This is a genomic window from Geodermatophilus sp. SYSU D00710, assembly GCF_054050195.1.
Map to the genome: position 1 here is coordinate 1 of NZ_JBJGYX010000073.1, position 24,312 is coordinate 24,312.

Genomic DNA, 24,312 nt, shown 5'->3' on the forward strand with positions numbered 1-24,312 from the left:
CCCATCTAGTTATAAAAACAGAAACCCCCCACCCCCCCCCCCCCCCCCCCCGCCCCCGCCCCCCCCCCCCCCCCCCCCCCCCCCCCCCCCCCCCCCCCCCCCCCCCCGGCCGGACCCCCGGTGGGACCGGCCGCCCCCGTCGCGACAGGGGCCGCAAGCGCCTGGAGATCCTCTTCTTCGTGGCGCCGGCCCTGGCGCTGATGGCCGTCTTCGTCGTCTACCCGGTCTTCTCCGCGGCCCGGATGTCGTTCTACCGCTGGAAGGGCTTCGGCCCGATGGTGGACTTCGTCGGCCTGGAGAACTACGCCCGCGTGCTGGCCGACGACGTCTTCACCGACGCGGTGGTGCACAACTTCCTCATCGTCTTCGCGTCGATCCTCGTGCAGCTGCCGCTGGGGCTGGCGCTGGCGCTGCTGCTCAACCGCCGCATCCGCGGGCGGGGGCTGCTGCGGACGATCATCTTCGTCCCGTACGTCCTCGCCGAGGTCATCGCCGGCGTCGTGTGGTTCCAGCTGCTGCAGCCCCGGTCCGGCCTCCTCGAGACCATGCTGAGCTCGGTGGGGATCCCGGTCCCCGAGCAGGGCTTCCTCGGCACCCCCGACCTGGCGCTGGCCACCGTCTTCGTGGTGCTCACGTGGAAGTACCTGGGCCTGGCCGTGCTGCTGTTCCTGGCCGGCCTGCAGGGGGTCCCCGACGAGCTCTCCGAGGCCGCGCAGCTCGACGGCGCCTCGTGGTGGCAGACCCAGCGCCGGATCGCGATCCCGCTGCTCGCGCCGACCATCCGGACCTGGGTCTTCCTGTCCATGATCGGCTCGCTGCAGCTCTTCGACATGGTCTGGATCCTGACCGGCGGCGGGCCGGCGAACGCGACGACCACGATGGCGACCTACCTCGTCAGCCAGGGCACGCAGCGGAGCAACTTCGGCATCGCCGGGGCCGCGTCGGTCGTGCTGTTCCTGATCGGGTTCGCGCTGGCCGTCGCCTACCAGTTCCTGGTGCTGCGCCGCGACACCAAGGCGGACACGTGAACCTGCTGGAGATCCGCGAGAAGGAGGCCCGGTGATGGCACGACGGGCGACGACGTACGGGCGGGGCGGCCCGCTGGTCTACCTGGTGGCGGCCGCCGTCGTGGCGGTCACGCTCGGGCCGGTGCTCTACGGGGCGCTCGGCGGCTTCCGGAGCAACGAGCAGCTGGCGCGCGACCCGGCCGGGCTCCCCGACCCGTGGGTGCTGGACAACTACCGGGGCGTCCTCACCAACCCCGACTTCTGGACCTACGCGCTGAACTCGACGGTGGTCGCGCTCATCACCACGGCGGTGGCGGTGCTCGCCGGCGTGATGGCCGCCTACCCCCTGGCGCGCTACCAGTTCCGGTTCCGTGAACCGCTGTTCCTGGTGTTCGTCCTGGGACTGCTCTTCCCGGCGGCCGTGGCCATCGTCCCGCTGTTCATCCTCGTGACGCGGGACCTGCAGCTGGGCAACACCTGGTGGGGGATCGCCCTGCCGCAGGCGGCGTTCGCGCTGCCGACGACGGTGGTGATCCTGCGGCCGTTCCTGATGGCGTTGCCGAAGGAGGTCGAGGAGGCGGCCATGCTCGACGGCGCCTCCCGGGTCGGCATCTTCTGGCGGATCGCGCTGCCGCTGTCGATGCCCGGCCTGGTCACGGTCGGCGTCCTCGCCTTCGTCGCCTCGTGGAACGCCTACCTGCTGCCGCTCCTGCTGCTCCAGGGGGACATGCGCACCCTCCCGCTGGGCGTGGCCGACTACTCCACCGAGCACTCGGCCGACACCGCGGGGGTCCTGGCGTTCACGACCATCGCGATGATCCCCGCGCTGATGCTGTTCCTCGCCATGCAGCGGCGCATCGTCAGCGGGCTCCAGGGAGCGGTGAAGGGCTGAGCCGGGCCCGGCCCGGAGCCGCCGCGAGGACGGCTCCGGGCCGGGCCCGCCATCACCGACGTCCCAGCCGATGTCCTGGACAGCGCAGCCCCCTCCTCTGGCACTGTGACCACCGAGGGCCTGACCGAGAAGAGGACCATGGAACTCGATGCCCCGCGGGACGACGTCGTCGGCCCGGGCCTCGTGGTGGGACCGGGCGAGGGACCGCCCACCGCGGACTCCCCGCTGCCGGCCCCCCGCGGCCGGGTGACGATGCAGCAGGTGGCCGCGGAGGCCGGCGTCTCCATCTCCACCGTCTCCAAGGTCATCAACGGCCGGTACGGCGTCTCCGCCGAGACCGTCGACCACGTGACCCGGGTCATCACCCGGCTCGGCTACGAGGCGAGCCTCGTGGCGCGGAGCCTGCGCAACCGCCGGACCAACGTCGTCGGCGTCCTCGTCATGGACTTCGAGCCCTTCAGCACCGAGGTCCTCAAGGGCGTCGCCGACGGGATCCACGGCTCCGGCTACGAACTGATCGCCTACTCCGCCGGCGGGCACGTCGAGGCGCGGGTGGGCTGGGAGCGCCGGTCGCTGTCCCGGCTGATGGGCAGCCTCGTCGACGGCGCCGTCCTCGTCACGCCGACGGTGACCGACGTGCAGTCCGACGGACCGGTGGTGGCGGTCGACCCGCACACCGGTCCCGCCGGGCTGCCCTCGGTCGCCGCCGACAACCTGCAGGGCGCCCGGCTCGGCGTGGAGCACCTGATCGGGCTGGGGCACACCCGCATCGGCACGATCACGGGGCGCTCGGACCTGCTGTCCGCGCAGCAGCGGGAGCAGGGCTACCGCGAGGCGCTCGCCGCCGCGGGGCTGCCCGTGGACGAGGCGCTGGTGCGGTCCGGCGGCTTCGACCCGGAGATCGCCCGGAAGGCCGCCCACGAGCTGCTCACGCACCCGTCCCCGCCGACCGCGGTCTTCGCGGCGAACGACCTCTCGGCGCTGGCGACCCTGGAGGTCGCGGCCGAGCTCGGCGTGGACGTGCCGCGCCGGCTCTCGGTCGTGGGCTTCGACGACATCCCGGAGTCCGCGCTCGCCGATCCCCCGCTCACCACGGTGCAGCAGCCGATCCGGCAGATGGGCAGGGAGGCCGCGGAGATGCTCCTCGCCCTCATCTCCGGCGAGGAGCTCCCCCGCCGGCACCGCACCCTGACGACCTCCCTGCTCCGGCGGGCGTCCACCGCCCCGCCGGGACCGGCGTCCTGACCGGTCCGGGTCCCTGCGTCAGAGCCCGACGAGCTCCTCGAGCGCGCCGACCTCCTGGCGGGTGAGCCGGCGGATCGAGCCGCTGCGCATCCGCTGCAGCGAGATCGGGCCGACCGCGGTGCGGGTGAGCCGGGAGACCGGCAGGTCCACCGCCGCCAGCAGCCGCCGCACGATGTGCTTGCGGCCCTCGTGCAGCACGACCTCCACCACCGACTGCCCGGCGTGGGTGTCGACCACCCGGAAGGAGTCGACCCGCACCGGGCCGTCCTCCAGCTCGATCCCGGCGCGCAGCCTGCGGTGCAGGTCGCGCCGGACCGACCCCGACACCTGCGCGAGGTAGGTCTTGCGCACCTCGTAGCTGGGGTGGGCCAGCCGGTGGGCGAGCTCGCCGTCGTTGGTGACCAGCAGCAGGCCCTCGGTGTCCTGGTCGAGCCGGCCGACGTGCACCAGGCCGGGCGCGAGGTCGCCGACGATGTCGCCGACGGTGGGCCGGGCGCGGTCGTCGCTCATCGCGGTGATCACCCCGGCGGGCTTGTTCAGCGCGTAGGTGACCCGGTCGTCGCGCAGCTCGATCCGCTGCCCGTCGACGGCGATCCTGTCCCTGGCCGGGTCGACCCGCATGCCCTGCACGGTGACGACCGCGCCGTTCACGCTGATCCGCCCGCGGTCGATCATGTCCTCGCAGACCCGCCGCGAGCCGACGCCGGCGCGGGCGAGCACCTTCTGCAGCCGCTCCCCCTCGCGCTCGGGGCTCGCGGAGGGCGCCCGGTCGCCGGGGTGGGCGGGAGCGAGCTCCATCTGCTCCGACCAGCCCTCCCCGCCGGGGGTGCCGGGGAGGTCGTCGGGATGCGCTGCGGTGTCCATCCCCTCCAGTCTCCCACCCCGCGGGCGGACGCCGGTCGCCGCGACCGGGCGGGCGCCGGGTCAGCCCTCGGGGGTCTCCCGGGCGACGTCGGCCGCGTCGGGCAGCAACGGCGCGAGCGGCGGCAGCTCGTGCAGGCCGGTCAGCCCGAGCCGCTCGAGGAACAGCGGCGTCGTCCCGTAGAGGCCGCCGCCGCTGTCGGGGTCGGTGCCCACCTCGGTGACCAGGCCGCGGGAGAGCAGCGTGCGCATGACCCCGTCGACGCCGACACCGCGGATCGCCGACACCCGCGCCCGGGTCACCGGCTGCCGGTAGGCGATGACGGCGAGGGTCTCCAGCGCCGCCTGGGTGAGCCGGCTGCGCGTGGCGCCGGTCAGGTGGCGCTCGACGACGGGCGCGAACTCCTCGCGGGTGTAGAGCCGCCACCCCTCCCCCGCCCGGCGCAGCACGATGCCCGACCGGCGCTCGTCGTAGCCGGCGGCGAGCTCGGCCAGCGCGGTGCGCACCCGGGGCACCGCGACGCGCAGCGCGGCGCCGAGCGTCGCCTCGTCCACCGGGCCGTCGGCGACGAACAGCAGCGCCTCCAGGCCGCCGCGCAGCTCGTCGGGGTCGAGCTCCTCCGCCGGCTCCGGCTCCGGCTCCGGCTCCGGCTCCGGCTCCGGTTCGGGCTCCGGCTCGGGCATCCCCGGCAGGACCAGCGGCTCGTCCGGCACCGGCGGGACGTCGTCGGCCGGCGGCGCGGGGCGCTCGGCCACCCGGGCGGCCAGCTCCGCGGCGACGGCGTCCCACACGGCGGGGTCGGCGTCGGGCCGGTCGGCGGCCTCCTCGCGGGTGGCCGCCAGCTCCGCGGCCAGCGCCTCCCAGGAGACGGGACCGCGCTCCTCCGGCCCGGTCACGACGCGACCCGCCCGTCGTCGGCCGCCCCGCCGAGGTCGGCCACCGCGGCGACCGTGGCCGGCCCCGTCCAGCGCACGTGCAGCTCGCCGAGCGGGGTGAGCTGGGTGAAGGTGACCCGCTGCTGCCGGTAGAGCTCGAGCAGCGCGAGGAAGCGGGCCACCACCTCCATCGTGGAGGCGCAGTCGCCGGTGAGGGCGCGGAAGGTCACGGTGCCCGCACCGAGCAGCGCCGAGCGGACGGCGAGCAGCTGCTCGGCGACGCTGACCGGCGGCGCGTGCAGGTGGGTGACCCCCACCGTCGGCGGCTCCTTGGGCGTGAGCGCCCTCGCGGCGAGCGCGGCGAACCGCTCGGGTGTCACGCCGAGCAGCACCTCGGGCAGCACCGCGGCGAACCGCGGCTCCAGCGGCGCCTCGCGGGGGTGCCGGCGGACGGCGGCCGCCTCCCGCTCGCGCAGCACCGCGGCGGCCTCCTTGTACGCCCGGTACTGCAGCAGCCGGGCGAAGAGCAGGTCGCGGGCCTCGAGCAGCTCGAGGTCCTCCTCGTCCTCGATCTCCGCGGCCGGCAGCAGCCGGGCGGCCTTGAGGTCGAGCAGCGTGGCCGCGACGACGAGGAACTCGCTGGCCTGGTCGAGGTCGAGCTCGTCGCCGAGCGCCCGCAGGTGGGCGATGAACTCGTCGGTGACCACCGACAGCGCGATCTCGGTGACGTCGAGCTGGTGGCGGCCGATCAGCTGCAGCAGCAGGTCGAACGGGCCCTCGAAGTTGGTCAGCCGCACGGTGAAGCGGCCGGCGTCGGCCGGCTCCGGCGCGGTCACGACCGCGCGCGCTTCTCCGCTCACGGAGGGCAAGGGTATGCCCCCGCCCGCCTCAACCCTTGAGGCGGCGCACCAGGACGGAGTCCTCGCCGTTCTCGGCCAGGTCGGCGAGCAGCACCGACACCGCCTCGCGGACGATCCGGCCGCGGTCGGCGGCCACGCCGTGCTCGGCCCGCAGCGACAGCCGCGCGCTCTCCAGCGCCAGCAGGTCCTCCGCGGAGATGTAGACGGTGATCTTCTCGTCGTGCCGGGTCCGGCCGGCGCCGCTGGCGCGGGCGGCCTTGCCGCGGGTGCGGGCCCCGGGCGCCGGCACGGGCGGCGGCGCCGGGGCGCGGAAGGCGGCCAGCGGGTCGGCGGGAGCGCCGCCGGGCACCAGCGTCAGCGACGCCGGCTGCTCGGGCTCCGGCCCGGCCGCCGCCCGGCGGGACGCGCGCAGCGCCGAGGACGCCGCCGTGGAGCTCAGCGGGGTCAGCTCGGTGACCTCCGCCGGCGGCGGGGTGTCGGTGCGCCGGAACAGCTCGTCGGCCCCCGGCAGCACGGGTCGACGGGTCACAGGGCGATGACCTCCTTCGCCAGGTCGCGGTAGGCGGCCGCACCCGAGGAGGTCGGCGCCCAGGTGGTGATGGGCTGACCGGCGACGGTGGTCTCCGGGAAGCGCACGGTGCGGTGGATGACGGTCTGGAAGACGGTGTCCCCGAAGGCCTCGACGACGCGGCTGAACACCTCACGGCAGTGCACGGTCCGCGAGTCGTACATCGTGGCGAGGATGCCGTCGATCTCCAGCTCCGGGTTGAGCCGCTCCTTGACCTTGTCGATGGTGTCCACCAGCAGCGCCACGCCGCGCAGCGAGAAGAACTCGCACTCCAGCGGGATCACCACGCCGTGCGCCGCGGTCAGGGCGTTGACGGTGAGCAGACCCAGCGAGGGCTGGCAGTCGATGAGCACGTAGTCGTACTCGTCGCGCACCGAGTCCAGCTTGCGCAGCAGGGTCTGCTCGCGGGCGACCTCGCTGACCAGCTGCACCTCGGCGGCCGACAGGTCGATGTTGCTCGGGACCAGGTCCAGGCCGGGCACGTCGGTGCCCACGCGGACGTCGGCCAGCGTCGTGTGGCGCTCCATGAGGGCGTTGTAGATGGTGCGGTCCAGCTGCTGCGCGGGCACGCCCAGGCCGACCGACAGCGCGCCCTGCGGGTCGAGGTCGACCAGCAGCACCCGGCGGCCGTACTCCACCAGCGAGGCGCCCAGGTTGATCGTCGACGTCGTCTTGCCGACGCCGCCCTTCTGGTTGCACATCGCGATGACGCGGGCCGGCCCGTGCCGCTCGAGGGGCGGGGGCTCGGGCAGCCGGCGCTGACGCGCGCGGGCCGGGTCCAGCCGCGACGCGGCCGCCCCCATCTCCCCGCCGTCGGCCGGGAGTGCGAGCGCCTGACCGGCCACGTCCCCTCGGATCGCCATGCGTGCCCACTCCTCCGTGCTCCCCCGCGGTGCCGGCCGTGGTCGGCCGGCCCGGTCCGCTCGGGACGGGGACGACGGTAGGGAGATCACCTGCAGCGATCCACGGGACACGCCGCCGCTGGCGGAAGTTGCCGGTGTCCTCCGGCTACTGCTCGGTGATGCCGGGCAGATGGTGACAACCGGGACGGTTCCGGCTCGTCAGGAGAGCGCGCGCGGGTGGCTGCCGGCGTAGACCTCGCGCAGCTTGTCGACGGTGACCAGCGTGTACACCTGCGTCGTGGTCACCGAGGCGTGGCCGAGCAGCTCCTGCACCACGCGCACGTCGGCGCCGCCGTCGAGCAGGTGGGTGGCGAAGGAGTGCCGCAGGGTGTGCGGGGAGACGTGCGCGACGAGCGAGGCGTCCCCGGTGCGCTCGGCCGCCGAGCGCAGGATCGCCCAGGCGCTCTGCCGCGACAGCGGCCCGCCGCGGGCGTTGAGGAACAGCCGCCCGCCGCGGACGCCGCCGCGTCCCGCCGCCGCCAGCGCCGGGCGGGCGCGGACCAGGTAGTCCTCGACGGCGCGCAGCGCGTAGCTGCCCACCGGGACGATGCGTTCCTTGCCGCCCTTGCCGGCCAGCCGCACCACCGACTGGCCGCGGTCGAGGTCGTCGACGGCCAGGCCCACGGCCTCGGAGATGCGCGCGCCGGTGCCGTAGAGGACCTCCAGCAGCGCCCGGTCGCGCAGCCCGCGCGGGCCCTCCACCGCGCCCGCCGCCTCGATGAGCGCCACCACCGCCTCCACCGGCACCGCCTTGGGCAGCCGCCGCGCCGGCGCCGGCGGCCGCACCTCCGCGGCGACGTCGCCGGGCACCAGCCCGTCGAGCAGCGCGAAGCGGTGCAGCCCCCGGACGGCGACGACCGCGCGCGCGGCCGACGTCGCCGACAGCGGCGGGTGCTCCTCGTCGCCGGCGCGCAGCGCGGCGAGGAAGCCCGCGACGTCGCTCTCGGCGACCTCCCCGAGCCCGCGCACGCCGGCCGCGGCGAGGTGGGCGGTGTAGCGGCGCAGGTCGCGGCGGTAGGAGGCGATGGTGTTGGCGGCCAGCCCGCGCTCGACGGCGAGGTGGTCGAGGTAGCCCCCGACCACCCGCTCGACGTCGGTGTCCCGCGCGGGCGTGCCGGCCGGCGGTGCGACGGTCAGGGCAGGACCTCCTCCCACGGCACGGCGGTCATCCCGTGCGCCTCGGCCACCTCCGGCAGCACGACCTGCCCGGCGACGACGTTGACGCCGTGGGCCAGGGCCGGGTCGGCGGTGACCGCGGCGCGCGTCCCCCTCTCGGCCAGCGCCATGACGTAGGGCAGCGTCACGTTGGTCAGCGCGTGCGTGGAGGTGTTCGGGACGGCACCGGGCATGTTCGCCACGCAGTAGAACACCGACTCGTGCACCCGGAAGGTCGGGTCGTCGTGTGTCGTGGGCCGGCTGTCCTCGAAGCAGCCGCCCTGGTCGACGGCGATGTCGACGAGCACCGAGCCCGGCTTCATCCGCGACACCAGCTCGTTGCTCACCAGCGTGGGGGCCTTCGCGCCGGGCACGAGCACCGCCCCGATGACCAGGTCGGCGTCGAGGACGGCGCGCTCGACCTCGTAGGCGTTGGAGGTCACCGTCTGCAGGTGGCCGCGGTAGATGCTGTCGGCGGCGCGCAGCTTGTCGATGTCCCGGTCCAGGACGACGACCTCGGCCTGCATGCCCAGGGCGATGGTGGCGGCGTTCATGCCCGACACCCCGGCGCCGATGACGACGACCTTGGCCGCGTAGACGCCCGACACCCCGCCGAGCAGGACCCCGCGCCCGCCGTGCGCCCGCTCGAGGCTGTGCGCGCCGACCTGCGGTGCCATCCGCCCGGCGACCTCGCTCATCGGCGCCAGCAGCGGCAGCGCGCCGTTCGCCGTCTGCACGGTCTCGTAGGCGATCGCGGTGGTGCCGGAGGTGACCAGCGCGTCGGTGCACTCCTTGGACGCCGCCAGGTGCAGGTAGGTGAACAGCGTCTGCCCCGCCCGCAGCCGGGAGTACTCCTCGGCGATCGGCTCCTTGACCTTGAGCAGCAGGTCGGCGTCGGCCCAGACGTCGTCGGCGCTCGGCACGATCCGGGCGCCGGCGGCGGTGAAGTCGGCGTCGGGGATGGACGAGCCCTCGCCCGCCCCCTGCTCGACGAGCACGGTGTGCCCGGCGCGGGTCAGCTCGGTGACACCGGCCGGGGTCAGCGCGACCCGGTACTCCCTGTTCTTGACCTCTCGGGGCACCCCGACGTGCATGGTGGTCCACTCCTGTCGCTGCGGCCGGGCCGAGGTCGTCGGTCCCGCGCCTGTCGTCGGGCGTCCCCGGTGGAGGCGCCCCCCACCGGACCCTAGCCAGCGCCCGCGCTGCCGTCAGTGCGCGGAGCGCCGACGATGGCTCGGGTAGTGGCCGGGTCACCCCAGCGGAGGAGGAACACCCCGATGCGCCTGTACGCCTCGCGCCCCGACCGCCGGCTGGGCCAGGTGCTGGCCGACGCCGGCATGGTCGCGTGGCTGGTGCTGTGGGTGCTGGTCGCCCGGGTGGTGCACGACGCGGTGCTGGTGCTGGCCGAGCCCGGGCAGGCGGTGGAGGACCTCGGCTCCTCGGTGGCCGAGGACATGGGCTCGGCGGCGTCGGCGGCCGAGGACGTACCGGTGGTCGGCGACGAGTTGTCCGCGCCGCTGGAGTCCCTCGGCGACGCGGCCGGCTCGGTGAGCGGCGCCGGGCAGGCCGCGCAGGACGCCGTCGCCACGCTGGCGACCGTGCTCGCCGTCGTCCTGGTGGTGCTGCCGGTGGGCTGGCTGCTGGCGCGCTGGCTGCCGTGGCGGCTGCGCTGGGTGCGCGAGGCGTCGGCGGTGTCCCGGCTGCTGCGCGGCGCCGACCCCGACCTGGAGCTGCTGGCCGCCCGGGCGGTGGCCACCGCTCCCCTGCCCCGGCTGGCGGCGCTGCCGCCGGGCACCGGGGCGGCCTGGCGGGCCGGCGACCCGGCGGCGGTGCGCGTGCTGGCCGGGCTCGAGGCCGGCCGGCTGGGGCTGCGGCTGCCGGTGCCCGACGGCGTCGGGTCGGGCGCCACCGCACCCGCGCCCCCGCGCTCGGGTTGAGACCGGCGCCCCGGGTGCCGAAGTCCCTGCTGATCGGGGAGGTGTCGGTGGGACGAGCGGGACGAGGGGCGTCGGGGTCGCGGCGACGGCGGCGCGGTCCGTCGGCGGGCGGGATCGCCGGCCGGGTGACCGTGGTCGCGGCCCTGGGCCTGGTGACGCTGTCGGCGCCGGCCACCGAGATCGCCGCCGAGGTGAGCGCGTCATGGGCGCCGTTCCGCGCCGCCGGCACCACCGCCCGCCCGCAGCCGGCGCCGGCCGCGGCCGCCCCGCCGGCGGTCGCCGCCGTGCCGGAGCCGGCCGTCGAGCCCCCCGCGCTCGCGCTGCCGGTGCCGCGGCGGCTGGAGGTCGAGCTGCCGCCGCCGATGGTCCCGCGCGGGCAGCCGCTGCAGGTCACGCCGCCGCCGGCCGAGTGCGGCGGCTACGGCAACCCGCGGCAGGTCACGCCCGGCGTGGTGCCCGGGCCGGGGTCGGCGACGGTGACCTGGCAGGCCGACGGCCGCGACGACGTGCGGGGCTACCGGGTCACCGCCGTCAGCCAGCAGCTGGTGACCGGGGAGCAGCCCGCGCCGCCGCGGGTCGACGTCGCCCAGCGCGACGACTGCGGCGAGGTGCGCGCGGTGCTCGGCGGCCTGACCCCGGGCGCGCCCTACGTGTTCTGGCTCGAGGAGGCGCTGCTCGACGCCGACACCGGCGTCCTCGAGTACGTGCAGGTCGGCTCGTCGAGCGCGGTCGTCGTCGGCTGACCGGCGTCCCGGCCCCCGCGAGATCGCCGGTCCCGTGGCGATCAGCCGCCGATGGCCACGAGACCGCCGATCTCGTGCGTCGAGATCGCGCGATCCCGGCCGCGGCACGCCGTCCCGCGCGTCGAGATCACGCGATCTCGACAGCGGTCGTCAGGTGGCGTCGACGGGGCGCAGCGTCGTCCCGGCCGCGCGGTGCTGCGCGGCGGCCAGCAACCCGATGACGGCGGCGGAGTTGCGGATCGCCCCGTCGAACACCCGCTGCACCGCCTCGGCCAGCGGCACCCGCTCGACGGTCATGTCGAGCTCCTCGTGCTCGGCGGTGAACCCCTCGGGCAGGTCGGCCTCGGTGAGCCCCTCGGCGAGGTAGACCAGCACCTGCTCGTCGCAGAAGCCGGGCGTGCTGAACGTCGTCGTGAGCAGCGACCACCGGTCGGCGGCCAGCCGCACCTCCTCGGCCAGCTCCCGCTGCGCGGTGGTCAGCGGGGCCTCGCCCGCGGCGTCGCGCAGGCCGGCCGGCAGCTCCCACAGGTAGCCGCCCACCGGGTGCCGGTACTGGCGCAGCAGGACGACCCGGCCCTCGTCGTCGAGCGCGACGACGGCCACCGCGCCGGGGTGCCGGACCACCTCGCGGACGCTGTCGCCCCCGCCGGGCATGGCGACGGTGTCCCTGACCAGGGTGATGACCCGGCCCTCGTAGACCGTCTCGGTGCCCAGCACCCGGTACCCGCCGTCGGCGGCCGGCTCGCTCACCGTCAGATCCCGACCTTCTCGGCCTCGAGGTCGGGCACCGGCAGCCGCGCGGACTCGGCGCGCTCGATGGCCGCCTGCACGAACGCGGCGAACAACGGGTGCGGCCGGGTGGGCCGGCTCTTGAGCTCGGGGTGGGCCTGGGTGCCGACGAAGAACGGGTGCACCTCGCGCGGCAGCTCGGCGAACTCGACCAGGTGGCCGTCGGGCGAGGTGCCGCTGAAGACGAGCCCGGCCTCGCTGAGCCGGTCGCGGTAGGCGTTGGCCACCTCGTAGCGGTGCCGGTGCCGCTCGGTGACCTGGGTCGAGCCGTAGGCGGCCGCGGCCACCGACCCCTTCTGCAGCGCGGCCGGGTAGCTGCCCAGCCGCATGGTGCCGCCCAGGTCGCGCTCGCCGGCGACGACGTCGAGCTGGTCGGCCATCGTGGCGATCACCGGGTCGGGGGTGTCGGGGTCGAACTCCGCGGAGTTGGCGTGCTCGAGGCCGGCCATGTGGCGGGCGTACTCGATGACCATGCACTGCAGGCCCAGGCACAGGCCCAGGGTCGGGATGCCGTTGGTGCGGCTGTAGCGGATGGCGCCGAGCTTGCCCTCGATGCCGCGGACGCCGAACCCGCCGGGGATGCACACGCCGTCGACGTCGCCGAGCGCGGCCGCCGCACCCTCGGGGGTCTGGCAGTCGTCGGAGGGCACCCAGCGGATCTGCACGCGGCTGCGGTGGGCGAACCCGCCGGCGCGCAGCGCCTCGGTGACCGACAGGTAGGCGTCGGGCAGGTCGACGTACTTGCCGACCAGCGCGATCGTCACCGTCTGCTTGGGGCGGTGCACCCGGTCGAGCAGGTCGCCCCACACGGTCCAGTCGACGTCGCGGAAGGGCAGGCCGAGCCGGCGGACGACGTAGGCGTCGAGGCCCTCGCGGTGCAGCACCTTGGGGATGTCGTAGATCGACGGCGCGTCGGGGCAGGAGATGACGCCCTCGGCGTCGACGTCGCACATCAGGCTGATCTTGCGCTTGAGGCCGGTGCCGATCTCGCGGTCGGCCCGGCAGACCAGCGCGTCGGGCTGGATGCCGATGTTGCGCAGCGCGGCCACCGAGTGCTGGGTCGGCTTGGTCTTCAGCTCGCCGGAGGGGGCGATGTAGGGCACCAGCGAGATGTGCAGGAAGAAGCAGTTGTCGCGGCCGATCTCGTGGCGCACCTGCCGGGCGGCCTCGAGGAAGGGCAGCGACTCGATGTCGCCGACGGTGCCGCCGATCTCGGTGATGACGACGTCGACGGCGTCCTCGTCGTCGTCACTCTCCCCACCGGCCTCGGCCGCGGCGAGGATGCGCGCCTTGATCTCGTTGGTGATGTGCGGGATGACCTGCACGGTGTCGCCGAGGTACTCCCCGCGCCGCTCCTTGGCGATGACGTCGGAGTACACCTGCCCGGTCGTGACGTTCGACCGCGCGCCCAGGTCGGTGTCGAGGAACCGCTCGTAGTGGCCGACGTCGAGGTCGGTCTCGGCGCCGTCCTCGGTGACGAAGACCTCCCCGTGCTGGAACGGGTTCATCGTCCCGGGGTCGACGTTGAGGTACGGGTCCAGCTTCTGCATGGTCACCCGCAGGCCGCGGGCGGACAGCAGCGCGCCGAGCGAGCTGGCCGTCAGGCCCTTGCCGAGAGAGGAGACAACTCCGCCGGTGACGAAGACGAACTTCGTCGGCTGGGAGTTGTGGAGGAGCCCGCGATCACGCATTCCAGACGGTCGACCCACGGGAAACCACCGTAACACGATCGGCCGCTTCGCCCCCGGTGCCGCCGGGTGCGTCCCGGCCCGCCGGGGAGGTCGCCGCCAGCGCCACCAGCAGCGGCACCAGCAGCGTCGCGGCCGTCGCGGCCAGCGCCACGCCGGAGTCGTTGACCGCGGCGCCGAGGGCCAGGCTCAGGGCGGTGGCGACCAGCCCCGCGCGCAGCACCGCGACGTCGGCCGGCGGCAGGCCCGAGCCGCCCGCGCGCAGCAGCCCGGGGCCGCGCAGCCAGGCCGGCCGGCGCCCGCGGACCAGCCACAGCGCCGCCACCAGCGCCACCGGCAGGACCCAGGCCAGCGCGCTGCCGAGCAGGATGTCGAGGTTGGCCTGGGCCTTGCGGCTGACCACGGTCCACGCCTCGCCGGTGAGCACCTGCTCGACGAAGCGGCCCAGGTGGCTGCGCTGGTCGGCCGGGCGGGTCCAGTCCAGGACCGCGAGCGTGCCGACGGCGAGCACGCCGGCGGCGAGCACCGCGGCCAGCCGGACCAGCGTCACCCGCACCCCGGTGAGCAGCATCGCCAGCAGCAGGAAGCCCGGCAGCGCGGCCAGCACACCGCCGAAGTCACGGCCCAGCCCCGGCGCCCCCACGAGGACGACGGTGAGCGCCCCGGCGGCCAGCACCGCCAGGCCGGTGACCCGCCGCTGCCGGGCCGGGCCCGCGCGCCGGCCCAGGGCCGTCGCGGCGACGGCGGTGGTGACCAGCGCGGCGGCGGCGAGCAGGCCGGAGCTGAGGTTGCCGTAGCCGGTGAACCGCCCGGCGACGATCGCGTCGTAGCCGAGCAGCCCGTCGAGCTCCAGCGGCGAGCCGGCCAGCACGTCGCCGACCAGCGTGGCCACCGTGACGCCGAGGACGGCGAGCAGCGGGCCGAGCCGCGGGCGCCGTCCCGCTCCCCGGGCCCACGGTCCGAGCAGCGCCAGCGCCGTCACCGCGGCGGTGGCCAGCAGCACCGACCCCGCCAGCGCCCAGCGCGGGGACCCGGCCCGCTCCCACGGCAGCAGCCCCGCGAGGTAGGTGGCGACCGGCAGCGCCGCGGCGGCGACGGCGGCGACCTCGAGCAGCGGCCGGAGCCGGCCGGCCCCCGGGCGGGCCCCCCGGCGCAGGCCCAGGACGAGCAGGCCGAGGGCGACCACCGCCGCGTCGACGGCCACCAGCGCGACGAAGGAGGTGCCGGTGCTGCGGTGGTGGACCACTGCCGCGGTGTTGGCCCGCTCCAGCGCCTCGACCGCCTCGGCGGTGGGCGGGCGGCCGCCGGTGACCGTGAGCGGCTGCCCGTTGAGCGACGCCGGCCGCTCGGCGTCCAGGGCGCGCAGCACGGTCGGGGCGACGTCGATCAGCTGGGTGAACGGGGCGCGGCCGGTGCTGGCGGAGGTGAGCCAGCCCGGCTCGGTGAAGCCCGGCCCCGATGCGATGCCCACGTGCAGCTGCGGGCGGCCGTCGTTGACCTCCGAGACGCCCTGCACCAGCAGCAGCGTCTCGCCGGGCAGCGTGGCGACCGCGGCCCGCAGCCGCGCGACGGCGTCGTCGATCGCCGCCACGGCCGCCGCCCGCGACCCGGGCTCGGTGCCGGTCTCACTGCCCTCGGGCGCGGGCACGCCGGCGTCGACCAGCCCGTCGAGGGAGACCAGCGTCAGCGGGCAGGGCCCGAACAGCGCGGCGACGGCGGCCGGGTCCGCCGGCAGCGCCTCCTCCCGGGCCAGCCCCACGCCGGGCGCGGCGACGGCGAGCGCGGCCGCCCGGCCGACCACGGTCGCGCAGCCCACGGCGGCGCCCAGCGCGCCGGGCTCGGCGCCGAACCGGACGGTGGCGCTGTCCTCCGCGACGGCGCGGACGGCGGTCAGCGGATCGGCCAGCCCGACCTGCGCCAGCCGCTCCTGCAGGCCGCAGTGCGACAGCTCGGGGCTGGCCGGGGGCCCGGCGGGCACCGGCGGCTGTGACGGCGTGGCGCCCGCCCCGGCGGCGCCGCCCGGCAGCGGCACCGTGGGCAGCGGCACCGGCGGCGCGGCCTCGTCGGGGGCGGGGAACCGTGCCCGGTTGCCCGCGCCCAGCGTGGCCCAGCCGTCGAGCAGGCAGGTGGTCGAGCGCGCCGCGCGGACCGACACGGCGCCGATCGGCGCGGTGTCGGCGAGCTCCCACAGCGCCGGCGTCGTGGCGGGGTCGAGGTCGCTCCACACCAGCCCGGGCACGCCGACGACCAGCACCCGGTCGGCCGACCAGTCCTCGGCGGCCGCCGCGCCAGGCAACCCGGCGACCAGCAGCGTCAGCAGGGTCGCCAGCAGGACGGCGGCGCGCCTCATGCCGCGCCGCTCTCCGGCGGGCCCAGCAGCTCGCGGTAGACGGCGGCCAGCGCGCGGGCGGTGGCCGCCTCGTCGGGCCAGCTCTCCGCCTGCGCCCTCCCGGCGGCGGCCAGCGCCGCGGCGCGGGCGGGGTCGGCGAGCAGCCCGTCGACGGCCTCGGCGAGCGCGGCGGCGTCACCGGGCGGCACCAGCAGCGCGCCGTCGCCGAGCAGGCCGGGCAGGCCGCCGGTGCGGGTGGCCACCAGCGGCGTGCCGGCGCGCAGCGCCTCCTGCGCGGTGAGCGAGCGGGCCTCCCAGCGGGAGGGCAGCACCACCAGGTCGGCGGCGGCGAGCAGGTCGGCGACGTCGTCGCGGCGGCCGAGCAGGGTCACCGGCAGCCGCTGGTCGCGGATGCGGGCGGCGAGCTCGGCCTCCAGCGGCCCGTCCCCGGCGACGGCGACCAGCGGCGGGTCCGGCCGGGCGGCCCAGGTGGCGGCGGCGTCGAGGAGGACGTCGTAGCCCTTCTGCGGGTGCAGCCGGCCGACGGCGAGCACCAGCGGGCGCCCCTCGGTCAGGCCCAGCCCGGCGCGCACCTCCGCGCGGGGGCGGCGGGCCGGGGGCAGCGCCGGCGCCGACACCGGCGCGACCCGGACGTCGCGGGCGCCCAGCCGCCAGGCGTTGGCGGCGAGGTCGGCGGAGGCGGCCAGCACGACGTCGGCGGCCCGGACGGTGGTCCGCTCGGCGGTGGCGAGCACCCGGCGCAGCGGGCCGGCGCGGTCGGGCAGGGCGTTGTGCAGCGTGACGACCAGCGGCCGGCGGGGACCGCCTCGGGTCCCGGCCCGCACCGCGGCCGCGGCGACCAGCCCGGCGCGCAGCCCGTGGGCGTGCACCAGGTCGGCGCCGGCCAGCGCGCGGCGCAGGGCGAGCACCGCGCGGGCGTCGGCCACCGGGTCCAGGCCGGCGGAGATCTCGACGGGCCGGAATGCGGCGGCCGCGGAGAAGCCGAACAGCGCGTCGGTCGCGGCCGGGCCGCAGACGGTGGCCGTCGCGCCCGCCTCCGCCAGCGCCGGCAGCACCGATCGCAGGTGGGTGCCCACGCCGCCGGTGCTGGTGGCCAGCACCTCGGCGATGCGGCGGCCGGCCAGGGATCCCCGCTCAGCCACCGTGCACCTCCGTCCCCCCGGGTTCCCGCAGCGCGCGCACCGCCGCGAGCAGGGGGCGGCGCGCCGTGACCATCATGACCGCCCCCGCCACCGCGGTCACGGCCGCGGCGGCCAGCAGCCCGGCGCCGACCGCCCCCGGCAGCGAGCCGGCCGGGACCGGGTCGGCGCCCAGCGCCCGGGCGGTGAGCAGTCCCGCGGCGGCGCCGGCCCCGGCGGCCAGCAGCGCGGGCAGGCCGCAACGGGCGAGGCCGGCCAGCCCGCCGGGGGCCACCCGGGCGGTGACCGCGAGCAGCGCCAGCCCCGCGACGGTGACCCCGAGGCTGTGCCCGGCGGCCAGCGCCAGCGCCCGGTCGGCGGGCGGGAGGGCGCGGGCCAGGACGACGTCGGCCGCCACCGCCAGCAGCCACCCGCCGAGCACGCAGGTGGTGGGCGCCCGCCACAGGCCGCGGGCGTAGAGCGCGCGGGTGAGCACGGCGACCAGGCCGTAGCCGGCCAGGCCGGGCGCGAAGGCGAGGATGGCGTCGCGCAACGCGGCGACGTCGCGGGTGCTGCCGCCGAGCAGGAAGACGCGGGCCATGGGCCCGGCCACGGCGGCGAGGACGGCGGCGGCGGCCAGCGAGGCCACCAGCACGAGCGTGGTCAGCGGGGCCAGCGCGCGGCGGTAGCCGGCCTCGTCGCCGGTGCCGGCCCGCTCGGCCAGCAGCGGGTAGGCCGACGTGGCCAGCGGCACGGCGACGGCGGCCCACGGCACGAGGAAAAGGGTCAGGCCGGCGGTGTAGACCACCTGGGTGCCGTCGGGGCCGTCGCTGGCCAGCCGGATCGCGACGGCGGCCACCAGCTGCTGCCCGGCGAGGGTCAGCACGCCCGCGACGGCGAGCCGGCGCACCTGCGGCGCGACGCCCACCGGGAAGCGCAGCGACGGGCGCAGGCCCAGCCGCAGGCGGCGCAGCGGCAGCAGCAGCGGCAGGGTGAGCGCCGCGACGCCGAGCGTCGTGCCCACGCCGAGGACCAGCTCGGCCGGCGTCGTCAGTTCAGGCACCGACCGCGCTCCGCCGAGCAGCGCGAACAGCGCGTACGCGCCGGCGACGACGACGCTGGACAGCAGCGGTGCGAGCGCGGGCGCGGCGAAGCGGCGGTGGGCCTGCAGGATCCCGGTGAGCACGATGCCGAGGCCGTAGAGGACGACCTGCGGGGCGAACACGAGCAGGAACCGGGCGGCCAGGGCCACCTCGGCGTCGGTACCGCCGCCGAGCAGCAGCCGCGCGACGGGCTCGGCGAGCAGCGCCAGCAGCGCGGCGAGCGGCACGAGCACCAGCAGGGTCCAGCCCAGCAGCGCCGAGGCCGTGCGGCGGACCTGCTCGCGGTCGCCGGTGGCGATCCCGCCGGCGAGCATCGGCACCACCAGGGAGGCCAGCGCTCCCCCGGCGACCACCTCGAACACGATGTTCGGGACGGTGTTGGCCGCGGTGTAGACGTCGCCGGTGCTGCCCGCGCCGACGGCGTTGGTGAACACCAGCGTGCGGCCGAACCCGGCGAGGCGGGCCAGCACGGTGAGGACGGCGATCAGCGCGGCCGCGCCGGCCACCCCCTGGGCCAGCCGCCGTCCCGACACGGTCGGCCCCGCGGCGGTCACGCCGGGCGGCGGCCGAGCCGGTCGAGCTCGCGCAGGCCCGGGGTGGCCTCGATGACCCGGGTGAAGCTGACCCGCTCGCTGGCCAGGGTCAGCGCGGTCACCGCGGCCAGCAGGCCGGCGCGGACCGGGCGCGACGGGACGGCCGCGGCCCGCAGCCCCAGCAGCGCGCCGACGGCGTTGGCGCCGGCGTCGCCGAGCATCACCCGCTCGCCGAGGTCGGCCGGCAGCACGGCCAGCGCGGCGCCCAGCGGCCCGGCGACCAGGCCGCCCGCGGGACCGCGCAGGCCCGCGGCGGCGGCCAGCGCCGCGGCCTTCGCCGCCCGGCCGGGGCGCAGGTCGAGCAGGTTCACGAGGTTCGCGGTGCCGGCGACCAGGCCGGTGGTGAGCACGGCGTCGACGCTGCTGCGGCGCGTGAGCAGCGCGGCGACGGCGGCCGCGGCGCCGATGCCGGCGACCTTCACCGCGCCGGCCGACACCCGCCCGGCGCGCAGCGCGGCCAGGTGCCCGACCAGGCCCTTGTCGCGGGCCTGCTCGGGCCGGGCGCCGGCCAGGTCGTCGTAGCCGCCCACCAGCCCGGACACCGTGCCGGCCACGGCGGCGGCGGCGCGGGTGCCGGGCGGGGCGCCGAGGACGGCGCCGGCGGTGGCCGCGGCGGCCAGCGCCGGCCCGCCGAGCAGGGTGACCGGCCGGCCGGCGTAGTTGGTCCGCCGCCACGGGTCCCCGGTGGGCCGGGCGTCGACCGCGCCGGCCGCGGCGAGCCCGGCGCGGGCGGCGACCGCCCCGGCCGCCACCAGGAGGGCCGGGCGCCCGGTCACGGGGTGGCGGCCGGCAGCGGCGGGACCGGCTGGGTGCCCTCCCCGGTGCCGTAGGCGCCGGAGGTGCCCTCGCGCTCGCGGCCCAGCGCCAGCACGGTGCTGATCTGGCCCGACGGGCTGGTCACGTTGTCGACGGTGGACACGGCCGTGGCGGTCTCCGGGTCGGCGCGGAGCGCGCCCACGAGCCCGTTCTCCGCCGCCGAGGCGGCGTCCCCGGCGACCACGGCGCCCGATCCGGCGGCGTCGAGCGCGGTGGCCAGGTCGACCAGCGCGTCGTTGCGGTCGGCGGCGTCCTCGCCCCCGAGCGCCCCGGCGGTGAGCACGACGGCGAAGTCGGCCGGCGTCACCGAGTCCGAGTCCTGGGAGAGCACGTCGAGCGCCTGCAGCCCGGCCAGGACCGTGGAGACGGCGGCGGTGTCCGGCGCCGGGGCGCCGGTCGCCGGGACCATGAGCACCTGGCCCAGCAGCGCGCCGACGAGCTCGCCGGTGTCGTCGGTCTCGGGCAGCGCGACGCCGGCGGGGCGGCCGGCCGGGGTGGTCACGTAGCTCTGCAGCGCCGACTCGCTCGCCGGGTCGCTGTAGTCCGGGGTGACGGTGACCTGCCCGTTGACCGTGCCGCCGGCCTCGGTGACCAGCGCGGTCACCTCCTCCACGGTGTCGGTGGTGACCTCCTCGGAGGCGAGCACCAGCAGCACGCCGCGGCCGGTGAGCGCACCCTGCACCAGCGCCGGGGCGACGGCGGACTCGAAGGCCTGGTCGGTGTCGACCTGCGCCTGCAGGGTCTGGGAGGTGTCCTCCAGCTCCCGCTTGTCCTCCTGCAGTGCGGTGACCTGCCCCCGCAGGTTGTCCAGCACCGGTCCCGACAGCTGGGTCGCGCCGATCACCAGCCCCAGGGCGATCGCCAGGAACACCGCGATCAGGGAGACCAGGTGGTAGCGGAAGTCGATCACGAGAAGAGGTTCTCCAACCAGAACACGAAGCTGTCCCACTGGTCGACCAGCAGGTCGAGGTAGATGCGGCCGGCGGTGGTGACGGCCAGCGCGGCGACGATGGCCAGCAGCGCGGCCAGCACCAGGACGACGAGCGCGCCGCTCGAGATCCGGCTGCGGTAGAGCCGGCTGACGCCCTTGGCGTCGACGAGCTTGCCGCCCAGCCGCAGCCGGGTGAGGAAGGTCGAGGCCATGCCGCCGCGGCCCTTGTCGAGGAACTCCACGAGCGTGGCGTGCGTGCCGACGGCGACGATGAGCTTGGCGCCCTTCTCGTCGGCCAGCAGCATCGCGATGTCCTCGCTGGTGGCCGCGGCCGGGAAGGTGATCGCGTCGACGCCGAGGTCCTGCACGCGCTTGAGCCCGGGGGCGCGGCCGTCGGCGTAGGCGTGCACCACGACCTCGGCGCCGCTGCGCAGGACGTGGTCGCTGACCGAGTCCATGTCGCCGATGATCATGTCCGGCTGGTAGCCGGCCTCGACCAGCGCGTCGGCGCCGCCGTCGACACCCACGAGCACCGGCCGGTAGTCGCGGATGTAGGACCGCAGCGCCTGCAGGTCCTCCTTGTAGTCGTACCCGCGGACGACGACGAGCACGTGGCGGCCCTCGATCGCGGTGCGCACGTCGGGGACGCCGACGCCGTCGAGGAGCAGCGCACGCTCGCGCTTCATGTACTCCATCGTGTTGGTGGCGAAGGCCTCGAGCTGCGTGGACAGCCCGGCCTTGGCGTCGGCCATGGCCGCGGCGACGGTGTCCGGCGTCTGCTCGGTGCCCTTCGCGACGGGGGTGCCGTCGGGGCCGTAGAGCGTGTCGCCGTCGACGCGGACCTGCGCACCCTCCTTGAGCGCGGCGAAGACGTCCTTGCCGACGCCGTCGACCAGCGGGATGCCGGCGGCGGTGAGGATCTCCGGGCCCAGGTTGGGATAGCGGCCGGAGATGCTGGGGGCGGCGTTGACGACCGCACCGACCTTCGCCGCGACCAGGGAGTCGGCGCTCACGCGGTCGATGTCGACGTGGTCGATGACGGCGACGTCGCCGGGCCGCAGGCGCTTGGTGAGGTTCTTGGTGCGACGGTCCAGCCGGACGGTGCCAGTGACCCCGGGTGCCGCCTCCTGGGCCCGGCTCCGTCGCAGGGTGCCGATGCGCATTGGGTCATGGTCCCACGCACGCCTGGACGGGCTGCCCACCGACGCGCTCCGGCGACGGCCTGGTCACGCAGGGTGTCCGACACCACGGTGAGCGCGACACGCCGGGCGCAGCTGCCCCACCAGCACCGCCGGAGTGCCCCTCGGTCCTGTCTAGCGTCCACGACGTGACACGTGGGGCTCCAGCTGCCAGCTTCCCGGCCAACCGCCCCGGCGCCGCGGACGGGGCGCCGGAGGCGGTGCCGGAGCGGGCACCGGCTCCGGCCCCGGTGATCCGGGCGGTCCCGGGGAGCCGCCCCGAGCCGTCCGCGTCTCCCGCGGGGTCGCCCGCGCCCACTCCTCCCGCGGCCGCCGGGCCGCCGTCGGGGCGGGCCGCCCGCCGCCGGGAGCGGCGGGGGGCCGGGGTGCGCGAGCGCCGGCGGCTGGAGACGCGGGACCGGATCGTCGAGGTGGCGGCGGCGCTGTTCGCCGAGCGCGGGTTCGACGCGGTCAGCGTCGTGGAGATCGCCCAGCGGGCCGGCGTGGTGGAGAAGACGGTGTTCAACCACTTCCCCGTCAAGGAGGGCCTGGTCCTGTCCACCGACCCGCCGATGCGGGCCGCCCTGCTGCGCGCCGTCGCCACCCGGCCGGCCGGGGAGTCGCCGGCCGCGGCGGCCGGGACGTTCGTCGTGGCGGCCATGACCTCGCTGGGCGACCCCGCGGCGGCCGAGGGGGTGGCCGCGATGGCCCGGGTGGTGCGCGGCTCGCGGACGCTGCAGGTGCGCGAGCGGGAGATCCTCGGCGAGATCACCGCGGCGCTGGCCGCACAGATCCGCTCGGAGACCGGGGCGTCCGACGGCGCGGTGGAGCCGGAGCTGACCGCGTCGGCGATCACCTCCCTGTACGGGCGGCTGCTCGAGCTGGCCCGCGACCGGGTGCTCGCCGGGGTGACCGGTCCGGAGCTGGCCGCCGAGCTGCGCGCGGCCGGCCGGCGGGGGCTGTCGCTGCTGCAGTTCGGGCTGGCCGGGTACGCCAAACGGCGCTAGGACGCCGCCGGTGCTCGCCGGAGTCCGGGGTCGTCTGCCAGGGTGCGCGGCGTGCGTCCCCGCCGGTCCGCCGTCCTCCCCGCCCTCGCCCTGCTGGGGGTGCTGTCGGGTTGCGGCCTGCTGACCGACCTCGGGGACCCGCCGGCCGGTGCCCCGCGGTTCGAGGGGTCGCCGCCGCCGATCGCCCCGGTGCCGCTGCCGGCGCCCGCGCCGGTGCCGGTGCCGGTCGCCAGCGCCACGCTGGCCGACTCCTCCGGCGGTGCGGCGTACAGCGGGCGGGTCGAGGTCGTGCGCACGCCGGTCGCCGTCGGCCTCCCGCCGCTGCCGGGGTCCTTCGCCGAGGACTGCGGGCTGCCCGACGACGGGTCGGTGCGCTCCCTGGCCGTCGAGCTGACCTTCACCGACACCTCGACGGCGGGGATGTCGGGGCTGGCCGCGGACGTCGCGCTGACCGCGGCCGACGGCGGTGCGCCCCGCGCCGGGACCGCCGCCTTCGTCGGGTCCGCCGCGCCGGGGACCCGCTGGTGCCAGGACGGCACGACCTCGCCGGTGACCGACGGCGTCGGCGTGGGCAGCGGGGTCGGCAGCGTCACCACCGTCTCGGTCTGGGTCGTGGCCCGCGCCGCGGCGCCCACCGCCGATCTGGTGCTGCGGATCTCGGGGCTGCGCAACGAGGCCGGGTCGAACGCGACCGGCCCGTGGGACGAGGTGCGCGTCGGTGCCGGCGGCTGCGCCGACGACCCGGCCGCGCTCTGCGTACCGCTGGGGTGAGCGGTCAGGCGGGCAGCTGCAGCGCCCGCAGCAGCTGGTCGGCGCGGTCGCCGGGGATCGCGGGATCGCGGGTGAACAGGGCCACGGCGACCATGTACTCGTCCTCGCCGGCCCAGCCGCGGCCCTCGGCGACGATCCGCCGGATCTGCGCGCGCACCTTCGGCTCGCTGCTGTAGGCCCCGTAGTCCAGGCCCATCGCGAGGAAGTTGGCCACCCGGTAGCCGAGGTCGGCGGCGGTGGAGACGGTGGTGACCGGGTCGGCGTAGCTGGCGACGGCGGTGACGACGTGGTCGTAGCCGGCCTTGAGCAGCTGCAGGGTCAGGTCGTTGCCGCGCACCCCGCCCCAGAGCTCGGGCATGCGGATGTCGCGGTCGGGCGCGGGGATGTAGGGCGGGTTGGAGATCGCGGTGGTGACCGGCTCCCCGCCCGCGGCGTCGGCCTGGTCGAAGAAGTCCCCGAGCTCGACGGTGTAGCGGTCGGCCACGCCGCGCTGGGCGATGTTGGCCCGGGCCGCCGCCACCGAGTCGGCGCTGATGTCGTAACCGTGCACCCGCAGGTCCGGCAGGCCGGCGACGACGTCGGCGATGGCCGAGGCGTCCCCGGTGCCGAGCTCGACGACGGGCGCGGACTCGCAGCGCAGCTGCTCGCGGTACTGCTGCAGCAGCATGCAGACGGAGAAGCCGTAGTGCGCCGACTCGTCGGCCGAGCTGAAGCAGCTCACCGGAGCGCCCCGGCGGGGCGCTCGGCGGGAACGGGTGGGGCGGGGTCGTCGAGACGCACGCTCCCCACCTACCCCGGCTGCGCGTCGCGCACTCCCGCGTCCTGCCACCCCGTGGGGCACCACCGGGTGGGCCGGGGGCCGGCAAGCCCGGGGGGGCGCGGGCACACCCACCCGTTCCCGGGGGGGGGCCTGGGCGGTGTG

23 protein-coding genes are annotated in these 24,312 nt (G+C 76.7%); 7 read left to right on the forward strand and 16 right to left on the reverse strand.

Annotated elements, in window-relative coordinates:
- Positions 1 to 179: 179 nt before the first annotated feature.
- The 3 genes from ACI78U_RS22260 to ACI78U_RS22270 all read left to right on the forward strand — a co-directional run bounded on the left by ACI78U_RS22260 (position 180) and on the right by ACI78U_RS22270 (position 3,144).
- Entirely contained in the window at positions 180 to 1,028 is an 849-nt protein-coding gene (locus tag ACI78U_RS22260; RefSeq protein ID WP_456877583.1) for a carbohydrate ABC transporter permease, read from the forward strand.
- Positions 1,029 to 1,062: 34 nt separating this feature from the next.
- The gene (locus ACI78U_RS22265) at positions 1,063 to 1,899 is read left to right on the forward strand and encodes a carbohydrate ABC transporter permease (RefSeq protein ID WP_456877605.1); all 837 of its coding nucleotides are present in this window, start codon (positions 1,063 to 1,065) and stop codon (positions 1,897 to 1,899) included.
- 138 nt (positions 1,900 to 2,037) lie between these two features.
- Positions 2,038 to 3,144 carry a LacI family DNA-binding transcriptional regulator gene (locus ACI78U_RS22270; RefSeq protein ID WP_456877584.1) on the forward strand — a complete coding sequence of 369 codons (1,107 nt, stop codon included), beginning with the start codon at positions 2,038 to 2,040 and terminating at the stop codon, positions 3,142 to 3,144.
- A gap of 18 nt (positions 3,145 to 3,162) precedes the next feature.
- Here the strand turns inward: ACI78U_RS22270 and ACI78U_RS22275 are convergent, their stop codons facing one another.
- From ACI78U_RS22275 to ald, 7 genes are all read right to left on the reverse strand, one after another.
- Positions 3,163 to 4,008 (reverse strand): pseudouridine synthase, encoded by an 846-nt coding sequence (locus tag ACI78U_RS22275; RefSeq protein ID WP_456877585.1) that lies wholly within the window; start codon positions 4,006 to 4,008, stop codon positions 3,163 to 3,165.
- Positions 4,009 to 4,068: 60 nt separating this feature from the next.
- Positions 4,069 to 4,902: an SMC-Scp complex subunit ScpB gene (scpB, locus tag ACI78U_RS22280; protein ID WP_456877586.1), complete on the reverse strand. Its 834-nt coding sequence runs from the start codon at positions 4,900 to 4,902 to the stop codon at positions 4,069 to 4,071.
- Positions 4,899 to 5,741 carry a segregation and condensation protein A gene (locus ACI78U_RS22285; RefSeq protein ID WP_456877587.1) on the reverse strand — a complete coding sequence of 281 codons (843 nt, stop codon included), beginning with the start codon at positions 5,739 to 5,741 and terminating at the stop codon, positions 4,899 to 4,901. Before ACI78U_RS22285 ends, scpB begins: the two co-directional genes overlap by 4 nt.
- Before the next feature lie 28 nt (positions 5,742 to 5,769).
- Positions 5,770 to 6,270 (reverse strand): hypothetical protein, encoded by a 501-nt coding sequence (locus ACI78U_RS22290; RefSeq protein ID WP_456877588.1) that lies wholly within the window; start codon positions 6,268 to 6,270, stop codon positions 5,770 to 5,772.
- On the reverse strand, positions 6,267 to 7,172 hold the full coding sequence (locus ACI78U_RS22295) for a ParA family protein (protein ID WP_456877589.1): 906 nt from the start codon (positions 7,170 to 7,172) through the stop codon (positions 6,267 to 6,269). Before ACI78U_RS22295 ends, ACI78U_RS22290 begins: the two co-directional genes overlap by 4 nt.
- Before the next feature lie 198 nt (positions 7,173 to 7,370).
- Positions 7,371 to 8,366 carry a site-specific tyrosine recombinase XerD gene (locus ACI78U_RS22300; protein WP_456877590.1) on the reverse strand — a complete coding sequence of 332 codons (996 nt, stop codon included), beginning with the start codon at positions 8,364 to 8,366 and terminating at the stop codon, positions 7,371 to 7,373.
- Positions 8,345 to 9,460 (reverse strand): alanine dehydrogenase, encoded by a 1,116-nt coding sequence (gene ald / locus ACI78U_RS22305; RefSeq protein WP_456877591.1) that lies wholly within the window; start codon positions 9,458 to 9,460, stop codon positions 8,345 to 8,347. Before ald ends, ACI78U_RS22300 begins: the two co-directional genes overlap by 22 nt.
- Positions 9,461 to 9,643: 183 nt before the next feature.
- On the opposite strand from ald, the gene ACI78U_RS22310 reads away from it, so the two are divergent.
- Positions 9,644 to 10,303 carry a hypothetical protein gene (locus tag ACI78U_RS22310; RefSeq protein WP_456877592.1) on the forward strand — a complete coding sequence of 220 codons (660 nt, stop codon included), beginning with the start codon at positions 9,644 to 9,646 and terminating at the stop codon, positions 10,301 to 10,303.
- A gap of 125 nt (positions 10,304 to 10,428) precedes the next feature.
- Entirely contained in the window at positions 10,429 to 11,046 is a 618-nt protein-coding gene (locus ACI78U_RS22315; RefSeq protein ID WP_456877593.1) for a hypothetical protein, read from the forward strand.
- 150 nt (positions 11,047 to 11,196) lie between these two features.
- Here the strand turns inward: ACI78U_RS22315 and ACI78U_RS22320 are convergent, their stop codons facing one another.
- The 8 genes from ACI78U_RS22320 to steA are packed head-to-tail and all read right to left on the reverse strand — an operon-like array spanning position 11,197 to position 21,597.
- A complete protein-coding gene (locus ACI78U_RS22320; protein ID WP_456877594.1) occupies positions 11,197 to 11,796 on the reverse strand; it encodes an NUDIX domain-containing protein in 600 nt (199 codons plus the stop codon).
- A gap of 2 nt (positions 11,797 to 11,798) precedes the next feature.
- A complete protein-coding gene (locus tag ACI78U_RS22325) occupies positions 11,799 to 13,526 on the reverse strand; it encodes a CTP synthase (RefSeq protein ID WP_456877595.1) in 1,728 nt (575 codons plus the stop codon).
- Positions 13,519 to 15,873, reverse strand: coding sequence for a hypothetical protein (locus tag ACI78U_RS22330; RefSeq protein WP_456877596.1), 2,355 nt, complete (start codon positions 15,871 to 15,873; stop codon positions 13,519 to 13,521). The genes ACI78U_RS22325 and ACI78U_RS22330 overlap by 8 nt, the downstream gene beginning before the upstream one ends.
- Entirely contained in the window at positions 15,870 to 17,015 is a 1,146-nt protein-coding gene (locus ACI78U_RS22335) for a glycosyltransferase family 4 protein (protein WP_456877597.1), read from the reverse strand. The genes ACI78U_RS22330 and ACI78U_RS22335 overlap by 4 nt, the downstream gene beginning before the upstream one ends.
- Entirely contained in the window at positions 17,008 to 18,648 is a 1,641-nt protein-coding gene (gene murJ / locus ACI78U_RS22340) for a murein biosynthesis integral membrane protein MurJ (RefSeq protein WP_456877598.1), read from the reverse strand. Before murJ ends, ACI78U_RS22335 begins: the two co-directional genes overlap by 8 nt.
- Positions 18,645 to 19,463, reverse strand: a complete 819-nt coding sequence (locus ACI78U_RS22345; protein ID WP_456877599.1) for a hypothetical protein — start codon at positions 19,461 to 19,463, stop codon at positions 18,645 to 18,647. Before ACI78U_RS22345 ends, murJ begins: the two co-directional genes overlap by 4 nt.
- Positions 19,460 to 20,413, reverse strand: a complete 954-nt coding sequence (locus tag ACI78U_RS22350; RefSeq protein WP_456877600.1) for a copper transporter — start codon at positions 20,411 to 20,413, stop codon at positions 19,460 to 19,462. The genes ACI78U_RS22345 and ACI78U_RS22350 overlap by 4 nt, the downstream gene beginning before the upstream one ends.
- Positions 20,410 to 21,597 carry a putative cytokinetic ring protein SteA gene (steA, locus tag ACI78U_RS22355; RefSeq protein WP_456877601.1) on the reverse strand — a complete coding sequence of 396 codons (1,188 nt, stop codon included), beginning with the start codon at positions 21,595 to 21,597 and terminating at the stop codon, positions 20,410 to 20,412. Before steA ends, ACI78U_RS22350 begins: the two co-directional genes overlap by 4 nt.
- A 401-nt stretch (positions 21,598 to 21,998) precedes the next feature.
- Here steA and ACI78U_RS22360 point away from each other — a divergent pair, with 401 nt between their 5' ends.
- Both ACI78U_RS22360 and ACI78U_RS22365 read left to right on the forward strand, forming a co-directional pair.
- Positions 21,999 to 22,619: a TetR/AcrR family transcriptional regulator gene (locus ACI78U_RS22360; RefSeq protein WP_456877602.1), complete on the forward strand. Its 621-nt coding sequence runs from the start codon at positions 21,999 to 22,001 to the stop codon at positions 22,617 to 22,619.
- A 51-nt stretch (positions 22,620 to 22,670) separates the two neighbouring features.
- Positions 22,671 to 23,390 carry a hypothetical protein gene (locus tag ACI78U_RS22365; protein ID WP_456877603.1) on the forward strand — a complete coding sequence of 240 codons (720 nt, stop codon included), beginning with the start codon at positions 22,671 to 22,673 and terminating at the stop codon, positions 23,388 to 23,390.
- 4 nt (positions 23,391 to 23,394) lie between these two features.
- On the opposite strand, the gene ACI78U_RS22370 is transcribed toward ACI78U_RS22365, so the two are convergent.
- Complete coding sequence (locus ACI78U_RS22370) at positions 23,395 to 24,111, reverse strand: methyltransferase domain-containing protein (protein WP_456877604.1); 717 nt, start codon at positions 24,109 to 24,111, stop codon at positions 23,395 to 23,397.
- Between the last annotated feature and the right edge of the window lie 201 nt (positions 24,112 to 24,312).

What these genes read in the sequence shown, in the direction of transcription:
- ACI78U_RS22265 (WP_456877605.1), top strand. Translation starts at nt 1,063, where the DNA reads ATGGCACGACGGGCGACGACGTACGGGCGGGGCGGCCCGCTGGTCTAC.
- ACI78U_RS22270 (WP_456877584.1), top strand. Translation starts at nt 2,038, where the DNA reads ATGGAACTCGATGCCCCGCGGGACGACGTCGTCGGCCCGGGCCTCGTG.
- ACI78U_RS22275 (WP_456877585.1), bottom strand. Translation starts at nt 4,008, where the DNA reads ATGGACACCGCAGCGCATCCCGACGACCTCCCCGGCACCCCCGGCGGG.
- ACI78U_RS22295 (WP_456877589.1), bottom strand. Translation starts at nt 7,172, where the DNA reads ATGGCGATCCGAGGGGACGTGGCCGGTCAGGCGCTCGCACTCCCGGCC.
- ald (WP_456877591.1), bottom strand. Translation starts at nt 9,460, where the DNA reads ATGCACGTCGGGGTGCCCCGAGAGGTCAAGAACAGGGAGTACCGGGTC.
- ACI78U_RS22310 (WP_456877592.1), top strand. Translation starts at nt 9,644, where the DNA reads ATGCGCCTGTACGCCTCGCGCCCCGACCGCCGGCTGGGCCAGGTGCTG.
- ACI78U_RS22325 (WP_456877595.1), bottom strand. Translation starts at nt 13,526, where the DNA reads ATGCGTGATCGCGGGCTCCTCCACAACTCCCAGCCGACGAAGTTCGTC.
- ACI78U_RS22330 (WP_456877596.1), bottom strand. Translation starts at nt 15,873, where the DNA reads ATGAGGCGCGCCGCCGTCCTGCTGGCGACCCTGCTGACGCTGCTGGTC.
- steA (WP_456877601.1), bottom strand. Translation starts at nt 21,597, where the DNA reads ATGCGCATCGGCACCCTGCGACGGAGCCGGGCCCAGGAGGCGGCACCC.